Source organism: Brevundimonas sp. (genome assembly GCF_965279155.1).
Classification (GTDB): domain Bacteria; phylum Pseudomonadota; class Alphaproteobacteria; order Caulobacterales; family Caulobacteraceae; genus Brevundimonas.
Genome location: NZ_OZ257138.1, coordinates 1,802,140 through 1,814,008, shown reverse-complemented (window position 1 = coordinate 1,814,008; position 11,869 = coordinate 1,802,140). Strand labels below are relative to the sequence as shown.

General features: G+C 66.7%; 12 protein-coding genes, 1 tRNA gene and 1 pseudogene. 6 read left to right on the top strand and 8 right to left on the bottom strand.

What is annotated here, in order from left to right; genetic code table 11:
- Positions 1-3 precede the first annotated feature (3 nt).
- Complete coding sequence (locus ACQY72_RS08675; protein WP_428153019.1) at positions 4-1,416, top strand: alpha,alpha-trehalose-phosphate synthase (UDP-forming); 1,413 nt, start codon at positions 4-6, stop codon at positions 1,414-1,416.
- A gap of 3 nt (positions 1,417-1,419) precedes the next feature.
- Here ACQY72_RS08675 and ACQY72_RS08670 read toward each other — a convergent pair whose 3' ends face one another.
- From ACQY72_RS08670 to ACQY72_RS08645, 6 genes are all read right to left on the bottom strand, one after another.
- Positions 1,420-2,394: an esterase-like activity of phytase family protein gene (locus ACQY72_RS08670; protein ID WP_428153017.1), complete on the bottom strand. Its 975-nt coding sequence runs from the start codon at positions 2,392-2,394 to the stop codon at positions 1,420-1,422.
- A complete protein-coding gene (cobT, locus tag ACQY72_RS08665) occupies positions 2,391-4,274 on the bottom strand; it encodes a cobaltochelatase subunit CobT (RefSeq protein WP_428153015.1) in 1,884 nt (627 codons plus the stop codon). Before cobT ends, ACQY72_RS08670 begins: the two co-directional genes overlap by 4 nt.
- Before the next feature lie 41 nt (positions 4,275-4,315).
- Positions 4,316-5,560 (bottom strand): DUF418 domain-containing protein, encoded by a 1,245-nt coding sequence (locus tag ACQY72_RS08660; protein WP_428153014.1) that lies wholly within the window; start codon positions 5,558-5,560, stop codon positions 4,316-4,318.
- Positions 5,561-5,606: 46 nt separating this feature from the next.
- Positions 5,607-6,164: a phthalate transporter gene (locus ACQY72_RS08655; protein ID WP_135193967.1), complete on the bottom strand. Its 558-nt coding sequence runs from the start codon at positions 6,162-6,164 to the stop codon at positions 5,607-5,609.
- On the bottom strand, positions 6,161-7,042 hold the full coding sequence (locus tag ACQY72_RS08650; RefSeq protein WP_428153013.1) for a 3-hydroxybutyryl-CoA dehydrogenase: 882 nt from the start codon (positions 7,040-7,042) through the stop codon (positions 6,161-6,163). The genes ACQY72_RS08655 and ACQY72_RS08650 overlap by 4 nt, the downstream gene beginning before the upstream one ends.
- Before the next feature lie 104 nt (positions 7,043-7,146).
- Positions 7,147-7,452, bottom strand: coding sequence for a YggT family protein (locus ACQY72_RS08645; RefSeq protein WP_135193965.1), 306 nt, complete (start codon positions 7,450-7,452; stop codon positions 7,147-7,149).
- 162 nt (positions 7,453-7,614) lie between these two features.
- Here ACQY72_RS08645 and ACQY72_RS08640 point away from each other — a divergent pair.
- The 3 genes and pseudogenes from ACQY72_RS08640 (at position 7,615) to ACQY72_RS08630 (ending at position 9,010) form a co-directional block, all read left to right on the top strand.
- Positions 7,615-7,690, top strand: a tRNA-Ala gene (locus ACQY72_RS08640).
- 162 nt (positions 7,691-7,852) lie between these two features.
- Positions 7,853-7,966 (top strand): annotated as a pseudogene (locus tag ACQY72_RS08635) (SEC-C metal-binding domain-containing protein); the annotation flags it as partial.
- A gap of 48 nt (positions 7,967-8,014) precedes the next feature.
- The gene (locus ACQY72_RS08630; RefSeq protein WP_428156737.1) at positions 8,015-9,010 is read left to right on the top strand and encodes a hypothetical protein; all 996 of its coding nucleotides are present in this window, start codon (positions 8,015-8,017) and stop codon (positions 9,008-9,010) included.
- Positions 9,011-9,065: 55 nt separating this feature from the next.
- Here ACQY72_RS08630 and ACQY72_RS08625 read toward each other — a convergent pair whose 3' ends face one another.
- Entirely contained in the window at positions 9,066-9,443 is a 378-nt protein-coding gene (locus tag ACQY72_RS08625) for a hypothetical protein (protein ID WP_426022325.1), read from the bottom strand.
- A 140-nt stretch (positions 9,444-9,583) separates the two neighbouring features.
- Here ACQY72_RS08625 and ACQY72_RS08620 point away from each other — a divergent pair, with 140 nt between their 5' ends.
- Entirely contained in the window at positions 9,584-10,375 is a 792-nt protein-coding gene (locus tag ACQY72_RS08620) for an SDR family oxidoreductase (RefSeq protein ID WP_428153012.1), read from the top strand.
- Here ACQY72_RS08620 and ACQY72_RS08615 read toward each other — a convergent pair.
- Positions 10,362-11,363, bottom strand: a complete 1,002-nt coding sequence (locus ACQY72_RS08615) for a retroviral-like aspartic protease family protein (protein WP_428153011.1) — start codon at positions 11,361-11,363, stop codon at positions 10,362-10,364. The two genes, ACQY72_RS08620 and ACQY72_RS08615, sit on opposite strands and share 14 nt — an antisense overlap.
- A 154-nt stretch (positions 11,364-11,517) precedes the next feature.
- Between ACQY72_RS08615 and ACQY72_RS08610 the strand changes: the two genes are divergently transcribed.
- The gene (locus ACQY72_RS08610; protein WP_428153010.1) at positions 11,518-11,868 is read left to right on the top strand and encodes a hypothetical protein; all 351 of its coding nucleotides are present in this window, start codon (positions 11,518-11,520) and stop codon (positions 11,866-11,868) included.
- The last annotated feature ends 1 nt before the right edge of the window (position 11,869 follow it).

Below are 11,869 nucleotides of genomic sequence, written 5' to 3'. Positions count from 1 at the left end.
GTCATGAGCCGCCTTATCGTCGTTTCCAACCGGGTCTCCGCCCCGACCGACCCTGCCGCAGGGTCTGCCGGCGGCCTGGCCATGGCCCTGTCCGCTGCGTTGAGAAAATACGACGGCCTGTGGTTCGGCTGGTCCGGCGAGACTATCGACCATTACACCGGCGAGGTGAAGATCGAGGATCGGGCCGGCGTCACCGTGGGCCTGGTCGATCTGGAAGCCCAGGACGTCGACGAATACTACAATGGCTACGCCAACAAGACGCTGTGGCCGCTGTTCCACCACCGCATCGATCTGGCGCAGTACGAGCGGTCATACGGCGAGGGCTATGAGCGGGTGAACCGCCGCTTCGCCGAGGTGCTGGCCCCGTTGATCCAGCCCGACGACATGATCTGGATCCACGACTATCACATGATCCCGATGGCGCGGGACCTGCGCCGGCTGGGGATCAGGAACCGGATCGGCTTCTTCCTGCACACGCCCTGGCCCGCGCGTCAGTTGCTGGTGACCCTGCCGCACCATCGGCGGCTGGTGGAGTCCATGTTCGACTTCGACCTGATCGGTTTTCATACACAGGAATGGAGCGACCTGTTCACCGACTATGTGGTCAGCGAAGCCCAGGGCGAACTGGACGGGACCGGCGGGCTGGAGTGTTTCGGACGCAAGGTCCAGACCGGCGTCTTCCCCATCGGCATCGACGTGGACGGCTTCCTGGCGGCGCGGAATTCGACCCTGGGCGCGCGGACCTATGACAGGATGGCGGCATCGTCGGCCTTCCGGTCGATGATGGTGGGCGTGGACCGGCTGGACTATTCCAAGGGGCTGGAAGAGCGGCTGCTCGGTTATGAGCAGTTCCTCCAGGACAACGCTTCGATGCGGGGCGAGGTCTTCCTGTTGCAGGTCACGCCGATCTCGCGCGACGACGTGGACTCCTATCAGGATATTCGCGCGCGGCTGGACGCCCTGGCGGGGCGGATCAACGGCGCCTTCGGCGACATGGACTGGCAGCCGATCCGCTATCTGAACCGCACCTATCGCCGGGATCAGCTGGCCGGCATCTATCGCGCGGCGCGGGTCGGTCTGGTGACGCCCTTGCGCGACGGCATGAACCTTGTGGCCAAGGAATATGTCTGCGCCCAGAACCCCGACGATCCAGGCGTGCTGATCCTGTCGCGCTTCGCCGGGGCGGCCGAGCAGATGGGCGAGGCCCTGCTGGTCAATCCCTACAGCCGCGAGGAGCTGTCGGACGCCATTCAGAAGGCGCTGACCATGCCCTTGTCCGAGCGCATTCGGAAATGGGAGGCCCTGATGGAGGTGGTGCGCGCCACCGATGTGGGCATCTGGCGCGACGACTTCGTGCGCGCGCTGCGCGCCGACGACACGACTGCTCAATCGACCCAGTGGGCCGGAGCCGCCTGAAGATCAGTCCAGGTCGAAGGCCAGCATCAGGGTTCGCTGGGCCGGATTGAAGTTGTCGTCGGACAGGATGTACAGGCGCGTCTTGCCATGGCGCGTCTCGGCGGCGACTCCTTCGAAATTATCGGTGGTGCCGGGCAGTTTCAACTCGATCAGGATCGGCCCCAGGGTCCCGTCCGGGGCCATGCGACGCACACGCGCGCGCATGTCGATGGGCGCACGGTACAGGCGCTGAACCACGAACCATCCGTCGCCGGACGTATCGCGATCCAGGCCGGTGATGCGGTAGTCGCTGTCGGGAATGGGCGTCTCGGGCGGGGCGCTCACGACTGTGCACCGGGCCGATGAGCAGTCCCAGACGCCGCCCGCCTCGCCCGAGACGCGCCAGCCGTTGGGCGAGACGGCCAGGCCTTCCATCCCGTCGTTTTCGGTGAAGGCGAAGTCGGGCGCCCGCATCGGCGTCGGCTGGCCCTTCAGGGCTGACAGTGGGCCGTAGTTCCAGATCCGGTGACGCCGTTCGAAACTGACCAGCAACTCGCCGGAGGGGGTGATGGCCAGGCCTTCGGCGTCGCCGTCCTGCTTGTCGGAGATCGCCCGCCCGTCTTCCAGCGTCAGGCGGCGCGAGCGGAAATGATCGAGGCCGATCAGTCGCCCGGAGGCGTCCAGGCGAATGTCGCCGCGCACCAGATCGCCCGCATCCGACACGGTGACGAAGCCGCTGTCGTCGGTCAGTTTCAGGTCCGACAGGCTGTGCAGGGGCGAGGTCGGGGCGGCGATGAGTTGCAGCCCCCCGGCGAACCGCACGCCGTCCGCCAATTGCGCCCCGCCGGGCAGGCCCAGGCTGACGCTTCTCAGTTCCGCGACCGCCGGCGTCCAACCATCGGACGACAGCGGATAGGGACGCGGCGCGCCGAGCGAGGCGGCGCAGGCCGTCAGCGACAGGGCGATCCAGACGGAGGCCAGACGGCCGAAACGGCTCATGCCGCCAGCTTTCGTCTGACCCGACGCGTGGGGCCCGCCGGGCCTTCGTTCTCGAACAGTTCGGCCAGCTTCTCGGTCATGGCGCCCGCCAGCTGTTCCACGTCCACGATGGTCAGAGCCTTGCGATACCAGCGGGTCACGTCGTGGCCGATGCCGATGGCCAGCAGTTCGACCGGCGAGCGATCCTCGATTTCGGCGATGACTTGGCGCAGGTGCTTGTCCAGATACAGCGCCGCATTGGCCGATTGGGTCGAGTCGTCGACCGGCGAGCCGTCGGAAATGACCATCAGGATACGGCGCTGCTCGGTGCGAGCCAGCAGGCGATTGTGCGCCCATTGCAGGGCCTCGCCGTCGATGTTTTCCTTCAGAAGGCCCTCGCGCATCATCAGGCCCAGGTTCTTCTTGGCCCGGCGCCAGGGCGCATCGGCGGCCTTGTATATGATGTGGCGCAGGTCGTTCAGGCGTCCTGGATTGGCGGGCTTGCCGGCGGTGATCCAGGCCTCGCGGCTCTGCCCGCCCTTCCAGGCGCGGGTGGTGAAGCCCAGGATCTCGACCTTGACGCCGCAGCGTTCCAGCGTGCGCGCCAGGATGTCGGCGCAGACCGCCGCCACCATGATCGGACGCCCGCGCATCGAGCCGGAGTTGTCGAGCAGCAGGGTCACGACCGTATCGCGGAACGGGCTCTCGCTCTCGGCCTTGAACGACAGGGGCGCGGTCGGGTCGGTGACGATCCGGGTCAGGCGGGCTGTGTCCAGCATCCCCTCTTCCAGATCAAAGACCCAGGAGCGGTTCTGCTGGGCCAGCAGGCGGCGTTGCAGCTTGTTGGCCAGGCGCGAGACGACGCTGGACAGGATGGCCAGCTGGCCGTCCAGCAGGGCGCGCAGCCGGTCCAGCTCGACCGGGTCGCACAGGTCGGCGGCGTCCACCACCTCGTCGAAGGCGGTGGTGAAGACGCGGTAGAAATCGACCGCGCGGCCGTCGTCGGCCGTCTGCTGGCGGTTCGGCTGCTGGCCTTCCTGCAGCTCGGGGCCGTCGTCTGAGCCTTCGCCGTCGGGATCGGCGGGCGCGCCCTCGGGACGGCTCTCGCGTTCTTCGTCCGAGGACTGATCGTCGGCGTCGCCCTCCATCGACTGGGAGCCCTCGCCGCCGTCCTCTTCTTCCTCCTCGTCCTGATCGTCGTCGGCGGCCGGATCCTGGGGATCGGGTTCCTCGTCGCCGGGATTTTCGGAAGAGTCCTCGCCGCGCCCGTCGCCGGGATCGAGATCCAGGGCGCGCAGCACCTCGCGCATCTTCAGCGCAAAACCTTCCTGATCGCCCGCCGTGCCTGCCAGGGCGTCCAGCTTGGCGCCCGCCTTGGCCTCGATATTGGCGCGCACCAGATCCAGCATGGCCTTGGCGCCGTCGGGGGCGGGCCGTCCGGTCAGCCGCTCGCGCACCAGAAGCGCCACGGCCTCGGACACCGGCACGCGGTCGGCGTCGTTGATACGAAGCGCGCCGGTCTTTTCCAGCCGGGTGATCAGGGCGGCGCCCAGGTTGTCGCGCACCCCGGCCAGATGCTCCGAGCCGAACGCCTCGACCCGCGCCTGCTCGACCGCGTCGAACACCTCGGCGGCCTTGGCGTCCGCCGGCCGCATCTTCGCGTTCACCGCCACGTCGTGGTTGGCCAGCCTAAGCGCCAGCCGGTCGGCCTGGCCGCGCAGGGACGCACTCTCGGGCCCCGACGGGTCGCGCGGCGGATGGGGCAGGGTCAGGACGCCGTTCGACAGCTTGGGGCCGTCGGACCCGAACAGGACCTCCAACTCGGGCTGTTCGGCCAGCGCCCGCGCGGCATGACCCAGCGCGCGTTTGAAGGTTTCGGCGGGAGTATCCTGGGCGGCCATGGCCCTCAGTTAATCCCTTCGCGCCTGCGATAAAAGCGCCGTCAGCCGGGTTTCTGGATCGGCACCCGACGACCATAGGTCAGACAGCGCCAAACCCACTCCAGCGGCCCCATGCTGAACCGCGAAAGCCACAGCGGCGACCAGACCAGTTGCAGCGCCCAGACGCCCAGGACCAGGCCCCACATCTGCACATAGTCCACCTGTCCGAACAGGCGCGGCCCCCAGGGCATGTAGAAGATCGTGGTCATGATCAGGGTCTGGGTCAGATAGTTGGTGAAGGCCATCTGGCCCACGGGCCGCAGCGCCGCCGTGATCCACGCCAGACCTCGCGTCGTCGCCAGCACGATCAGGCTGACATAGGCCAGGGTGACGAAGATCGGGAAGGAGGCGACCACGCCCGCCAGGCCGCGCGTCGGGTCTGTGTTCGGCGCCGCCATGGCCTCGGTCCATTCCAGCACGCCCAGCAGGGCCAGCACCGCCCCGCCCACGGCGATCAGCGTGGCATAGACCCATGTCGGCGCCCGGCCGCTGAAGAACCCCGACTTGAACAGCCCCATGCCCAGCATCATCAGCGCCACGGTCGAGAAGACGAACATGGTCAGGCTGGCCCCTTGCAGGAACATCCAGCTCTGAAGGTTCTGGCCCATCGCGCCGGCCCAGCCGCTGCGATAGGCGGCGATGGCCTCGGCGACCATGGCGGCGGTGTAGTGAGGCCCGCCCTGGCTCATCGCCTCGGTGAAGGCCGGCGGTCCGGCGACCATCAGCCAGGTGGCCAGGGCCTGCATCGCGCCCAGCGCCAGGGTGACGCCCAAGCCGACGCCGATCAGCGTCCCGGCCCGCATCGACCGCATCAGCATCACGAACAGGCCGGACCAGGCGTAGAGCAGCAGCACGTCGCCGTACCAGAAAGCCAGGCCGTGGATCAGGGCGATGATCGCCAGCCAGAACAGGCGCCGCCGCAACAGCCGCCCGCGCGCCGGATCGCCGCGCTCGCCCCCCACCAGAAAGATCGAGGCGCCGAACAGCATGGAGAACAGGGTGATGAACTTCTGATGGAAGAAGACGTCCATCGTCCAGCGCGCAACCGCGTTGGCGCCCGTCACCGCGAACGGGCTCAGGCTCGCGTCTTCATAGACCATGAAGGGCAGGGCGAAGGAGACGACGTTGACCGCCAGGATGCCCAGCACCGCCAGACCCCGCATGACGTCCAGGCTGGCGATGCGCGAGGTCGCGACGACCGGCGACAGCATCGGCGCGGCGTCGGCTTCGTTATCGTCCATGGTCATGTGCGGATCCCCCAATCCCCAGATGTCGGCCTTAAGCGCGGCGGCCTCAGCGCTTGGGCATCAGGCCTAGTCTGTCCTTGACCGCCGGCCGGGCCTCGAAGGCGATGAAGGCGGCGCACAGACCCGCCCACAGGGCGTAGCTGACGCCCACGATCATGGCGATGGGCAGGCCGCCGACGCCGAAGATCAGCAGGGTCGTCTCGGTCGCGCCCAGGGCCTGCATGAAGTCGCCGGCCTCGATCCAGCCCATGACGCTCATGCCCAAGGCGACGACGATCTGGACCAAGGCCGCCGCCAGGCCGCCGTACATCATGAAGCGCCACACCACGCCCAGCCGCGTGCCGGGGCGACCGTCACGCTTGCGCTCGTTCAGGATGCGATACAGCGCCAGCGGCACGGTGATCAGGCCGATCACCATCACCACCAGCCGCCAGTCCATGTCGCGTCCCGGCATGAAGGCATGAGGCCGCCAGAACGGCAGGGTCAGCCACAGCGGCGGCCAGGCCGCGCCCGCCAGACAGGCCAGGATCGGATACAGAGGCGCGGGCCGTGCGGCGATGGTCGCCTGGCCCGGCAGATCGGAATAGCTCTCGAACCGGCTCATCGCGTCGGCGCCGGCGTGTCGCCGGAATAGTCGTAGAAGCCGCGCCCGCTCTTCCTGCCCAGCCAGCCGGCCTCGACATATTTCACCAGCAGCGGGCAGGGGCGGTATTTGCTGTCGGCCAGGCCGTCGTACAGCACGTTCATGATGGCCAGGACCACGTCCAGACCCATGAAGTCCGCCAGCTCCAGCGGCCCCATCGGATGGTTGGCCCCCAGACGCAGCGCCTTGTCGATCGAGGCGACGTTGCCGACCCCTTCGTACAGGGCGAAGATCGCCTCGTTCATCATCGGCACCAGGATGCGGTTGACGATGAAGGCGGGGAAGTCCTCGGCGTCCGTGGTCGTCTTGCCCAGGCTCTCGGCGAAGGCGACGGCGGCGGAATGGGTCTCGGCCGAGGTGGCGATGCCACGCACGATCTCGACCAGTTTCATGATCGGCGCCGGCTTCATGAAGTGCAGGCCGACGAACCGATCCGGCCGGTCGGTCGAGGACGCCAGACGGGTGATCGAGATCGAGGAGGTGTTGGACGCCAGCAGCGTCTGCGGCCCCAGATGCGGCAGGACCTGCGCATAGATGGCCTTCTTGACCGCCTCGTCCTCCAGCGCGGCCTCGATGACCAGGTCGGCGCCGACGACGGCGTCGGCCATCACGTCGCTGACGGCGATGCGGGCCAGCGCCGCGTCGGCGGCGGCCTGATCGATCAGGCCGCGCGACACATGGCGCGACAGACTGGCCGCGATCTCGCCCTGCGCCAGCGGCAGCCGGTCGGCGACGACGTCATAGAGCCGGACCGAATAGCCCCCGAGCGCCACCGCCTGGGCGATGCCTGCGCCCATCTGTCCGGCGCCCAGAATGGCGACTGTGGTGATCGTGGTCATGAACCGTGGTCGAAAGTGGTCGGGCGGGCACCTTTAGGAAGGACGGCGCGCGGCGCAAGAGCGGATCGGCGCTCCGGTGCCAGTTTTCCGCCCGCCGTGTCGCCTCAGCCCAGCAGTTGGACCAGGGCCGGCGCCGCCGTGCGGTTGAACAGCACGCTGATGAACTGCAGCAGCAGGATGACCACGATGGGCGAGATGTCGATGCCGCCCAGGTTCGGGATGATGCGGCGGAACGGCTCCAGCAGGGGCGCGGTGACCCTGTCCAGGAAGGTCCCGACCGAATAGACGAAGCGGTTGCGATAGTTGACGACGTCGAACGCCACCAGCCAGCTCAATATAGCTTGGGCGATGATGAACCAGATCATCAGACTGATGATGGCGTTGATCAACCAGACGAGGGCGTAGCCCATGAACCGTAACTCCTGCTTGGATCGGCGCTTCTAGCGTGTTCGCACCCGGTCCGACAACGGCCGTTTCCGGGCTGCGCGGATTGCGCGCACAAGCCCGTTGACACCACGCCCGCCCGCCTTCTATGTCCGCCACGCCTGTGAACCCGATCCCACGCTGGAAACGGGGCCGTAGCTCAGTTGGTAGAGCGCGTCGTTCGCAATGACGAGGTCAGGGGTTCGACTCCCCTCGGCTCCACCAGGCGGGGCACGCAGGAAGTACGCCCAACCTAATTCTTCGATAGCTTGAGCCTCAGCTTGTGATCGACAGATTGCCGCTGTTGCAGCTTGTACTCAGCTGGTTGGGACGTAACCGTCCGCCACCAAGAGTATTTTTCACCACCACGGCGTGTTATTGCTGTGCATGCCTCTTCAGCCACGCATCGCATCCATTGAAAGTCTGAAGCCGCAAGAGGTGATGGGGCGTAATGATCGTTGTTGGTGTGGGTCAGGCGACAAGTGGAAAGCCTGCCATCGCAACCGGCACTTGGAGGCCCGCCCAAACTATCACGAAGTGAAGCCTGGGATGGCGAAGCTATTCGCCAAAGGGGAGTGTGGTCACCCAGATGCTCCCAACGGCTGTAGCGGAGAGGCGATAAATTCACACACGCTTCAAAGGGGCGGTGCGCTTGCGGCATTGGCCGAGAACGGTCACGTGATTTCAGCTCGTCAAGCCACGGAACGGCTGTTCAAGAATAAGGGACGGCTAGTCCCGCAGAAGACGGGTGTGAACTCAGCTTCGACCTTCCCAGGTTTTTGCAACGCCCACGACACGGCGTTCTTTTTACCCATAGAGTCTGGAGCCTTGCCGCTCACAAGAACTTCGGCGTTCCTGTTGAGCTATCGAGCTATGGCTTATGAGCGTCATACGAAAACAGCGGGCCTCGCGGGCCTCAATGAGATGCGTCGAAAGGGAGATGCTGGTTTGCCATTTCCTGCTCAGGTTGATGTCCAGCAGAGCTTGCATCACATGACTGCAGGAATGCGCCTTGGCCTTGAGGACCTAAGGGTTTGGAAAAACCAACTCGACCAGATGCACCGGTCAGGCGACACGAGCGACATCGGACTTATGGCCGTAACCTTCGAAGGAGTGCTGCCTTTCGTGGCTGCCTTCGGGAAACTCCCTACGGTGGATTTTCAAGGGCTAAAGCGGCAGTCTCTGATGTCTCGTAACGTCTCCACTCTGTCGCTCACGGTCACAGTCGCGGCAGGGCGAACGATAGCTGTTTTCTCATGGTTTGATGGCCCCAAGAGCGCCGGCGCGAAGATGGCCGAATCGTTCGCCAACGTTGCCGAGAACGAAAGGCCGTCGGCGTTGTTGCGCTACTGCCTGAGCAGTTCTGAAAATATCCACATGCGACCCTCTTGGTGGGACGGCCTGACGAGTGAAGATCGTTCAGATGCTGATGTTCTAATACACATGGGTTTACCACTTTCGGACGAAGGCGATCCCGCCCATTTCGTAGTCGGCAAGGGGCCTTTAAGTCTTGCCCCTATGGCGTCCGAGGTCGTTCATCTGTGACCAGAAGGCTATTAGCTGGGTCTCGCTCGCTCCTGGAATCGGAAGCGACGTCACCTCACCGCAGCGAGATATACCCCCGCTCGATGATGCGGCGCAGGGCCTCGTAGGCTTCGGCGAGTTCGTCGTAGGCGGTGCGGGCGGCGGTCAGGCGGGCGACCTGGTCAGGCGTCACGGCCGAGCCGGAGTGGGCGAGGCGCAGGGATTCCGCCACCCATTTGGCGCGGGCCGTGGCGGTCATGACCGCCAGCTTTTGCAGGGACGAGGCGTCGACGCCGGTCAGGGCGTGGCCGATCACCTCCTTGTTGGCAACGTAGGCGGCGTAGTCGATCTGTTCCAGCTGGCCGCGCAGGCGGCGCTGTTCCTGGGGATCGGTATCCTGCGGCTCGAAATGATCGCTGTGTCGGCGGATGCTCGACGTCATTTTGGTCGACATGGGCGAGCCCTCCCCGGCCTGTCCTGGCGGCTGATGGCGACCGCTTCGGCATGAAGGTGCGCTGCGTCGGTTAACGCCGCGTTGCGTCGGACGGGCAGGCGTCCGATATCGAGGGCTGAAACCCAAGCCGGAGATCGACCATGGACCTGAAACTGGACCGCAAGCGCGCCCTGATCTGCGGGGGATCATCCGGCCTGGGCCGCGCCGTGGCGACGGCTCTGGTCGCCGAGGGGGCGCATGTCGCCCTGCTGTCGCGCGATGCGGAAAAGCTTCAGGCCGTGGCGGATGCGCTGAACGCGGCCGGGCCGGGCAAGGCGGTCGTGGTGACGGCGGACCTGGCCGATCACGCGGCGCTGCTGAAGGCGGCGGACCTGGCCGAAGAGCTGCTGGGCGGTCATATCGAGATCCTGCTGAACAACACGGGCGGGCCGCCACCGTCGGGGGTGTCGGGGCTGGAGCCGGCGGTGTGGCGCGATCATTTCGAATCGATGGTGCTTTCGATCTTCCGCCTGACGGACCGGGTGTTGCCGCGCATGCGGGCGGCCGGCTGGGGGCGGATCCTGAACGTCGCCTCGATCACGGTTGTGGAGCCCTCGGCGGCGCTGGGCGTGTCCAACACCCTGCGGGCCTCGGTCGCCGCCTGGGCCAAGACGCTGGCGAACGAGGTCGGCCCCGACGGGGTGACGGTCAACACCCTGTTGCCGGGTCGAATCGACACGCCGCGCATCGAACGGCTGGACCAGGCGGCGGCCGAGCGCACCGGGATCACGCCGCAGCAGGCGCGGGCCGAGTCCGTCAAGGCCATCCCCGTCGGCCGCATCGGTACGACCGAGGAGTTCGGCGCAACCGCCGCCTTCCTGGCCAGCCCCCTGGCGGCCTATGTCACCGGCTCGCTGATCCGGCTGGACGGCGGGGCGATCAAGGCGATCTGACCGCGCCGGCGGCTGAGGGGCGGCGACGCAGCACGCCGCCGAAGGCCACGCGGCTGCGGCCGTAATCCAGGGTGATCCGGCTGAACCGGCTCAGGATGTCGGCGCCCAGCAGCAGGGCCGGCTGGTCGATCAAGCCCATGACCTGAAAGACATGCAGGTCGGCGAACAGCAGCGGGGTCGGTCCCAGCGACCGTCCCGCCACCTGCATGGCCGGGGCTGTCCCCGACTGCGCCGTCACCGCACCGCCGACGATGCCGACCATGCGAACCGGCTGCGACAGGTCGGTGGTCTGGCCGATCCCGGCCGCCTGCATCAGCGCCAGATTGCCGATCGAATATTGCGCGCCGCTGTCGATGAAGGCGGCGACCTCGACGCCCGCCACTTCGATCCGGGTCAGGATCAGTTGGCCGAACCGACCGCGATGGCCGGCGACGAGGATGTCCTGCTGGCGAAGCCGCGCGCCGTCGGTGCTGGTCGTCAGGGCGATGCTGGTCGAGCCCGAGGGCGACAGGGCGACCTGGCGCGCATTGACGTCTAGGGTCAGGCGAAAGCGCGACAGAAGGTCGAGACCCAACAGGCCGTCGGCGCCCAGGGCGGCGCGGGGGAAGACCGGCAGGGTCAGGTCGGCGAAACGCCGCCGCCCGATCTCGATCTGTGCGATTTCGACGGTCGGCGTGACCTCGGCTGCGGTGATGCCGTGCACCACGACCGGGCGGCCGGGCGGCAGCATCAGAGCCTGCGCCAGCTCGGCCGAAAGCGCGCTGCGTTCGGCGCCGGTGTCGATGACGAACACCTGCTGCACGCCGCCGTTCAGACGCACGCCCACGCCCATCCGAGTCAGCAGGTTCTGCAAAAGCCGGATCTGATCGGGCGGCGGCTCCGACGGGGCAGCGGTCTGGGCGGAAAGAAACGGGACAGCCGCCAGCAGGCTCAGCGCCTCGCGCCGCGACGACGTGCAGGAAGTCTGGTCGCCAACTGCAAGGCGCACCCGCCTGTCCTCCTTGACGCCATGGCCGAGGCCATCAGGTTAGGCGCTTTCCGCCAAGGCCATGCGACATATTCTTGTCGGTCCTGTGGTTCGGCGCCGATCTGGTCAATCCGAGGTTGCCGGCGTAGTGTCGGCCTAGAACCCGGAGGATGCGATGCTGACCTTGCTCATGCTGGCCCTGTCTGATCCTGCATCCATGACGCCTTCGACGGCCATGATCGACCATGGCGCGGTTCGGGTCGTTTCCGTTGCGACCCAAGGTACGGAGCCTTGCGCCCCTGCCTTGATGCAGGCCCAGCAAGGCGGCAGCGACCCCGCCATGACGCTGGACCGTTCGCTCGATGACGGCCAGGCGCGACGCTATCTGTTGCTGGATCGGCGCGATCGGAACAACTGCCCCTTGCCGATCAGCTATGTCATCCCCGATCAGCCGCGCGCCCTGGGCCGGGTGTTCGGCCCGACCGTGTCGGTGACGCCGCCCCGTCCCTCACGGCCGGGTCAGTAGG

Excerpts from the sequence above, each read along its gene's own strand:
- ACQY72_RS08675 (WP_428153019.1), top strand. The coding sequence starts at position 4 with ATGAGCCGCCTTATCGTCGTTTCCAACCGGGTCTCCGCCCCGACCGAC.
- ACQY72_RS08670 (WP_428153017.1), bottom strand. The coding sequence starts at position 2,394 with ATGAGCCGTTTCGGCCGTCTGGCCTCCGTCTGGATCGCCCTGTCGCTG.
- cobT (WP_428153015.1), bottom strand. The coding sequence starts at position 4,274 with ATGGCCGCCCAGGATACTCCCGCCGAAACCTTCAAACGCGCGCTGGGT.
- ACQY72_RS08660 (WP_428153014.1), bottom strand. The coding sequence starts at position 5,560 with ATGACCATGGACGATAACGAAGCCGACGCCGCGCCGATGCTGTCGCCG.
- ACQY72_RS08655 (WP_135193967.1), bottom strand. The coding sequence starts at position 6,164 with ATGAGCCGGTTCGAGAGCTATTCCGATCTGCCGGGCCAGGCGACCATC.
- ACQY72_RS08650 (WP_428153013.1), bottom strand. The coding sequence starts at position 7,042 with ATGACCACGATCACCACAGTCGCCATTCTGGGCGCCGGACAGATGGGC.
- ACQY72_RS08645 (WP_135193965.1), bottom strand. The coding sequence starts at position 7,452 with ATGGGCTACGCCCTCGTCTGGTTGATCAACGCCATCATCAGTCTGATG.
- ACQY72_RS08630 (WP_428156737.1), top strand. The coding sequence starts at position 8,015 with ATGGCGAAGCTATTCGCCAAAGGGGAGTGTGGTCACCCAGATGCTCCC.
- ACQY72_RS08625 (WP_426022325.1), bottom strand. The coding sequence starts at position 9,443 with ATGTCGACCAAAATGACGTCGAGCATCCGCCGACACAGCGATCATTTC.
- ACQY72_RS08620 (WP_428153012.1), top strand. The coding sequence starts at position 9,584 with ATGGACCTGAAACTGGACCGCAAGCGCGCCCTGATCTGCGGGGGATCA.
- ACQY72_RS08610 (WP_428153010.1), top strand. The coding sequence starts at position 11,518 with ATGCTGACCTTGCTCATGCTGGCCCTGTCTGATCCTGCATCCATGACG.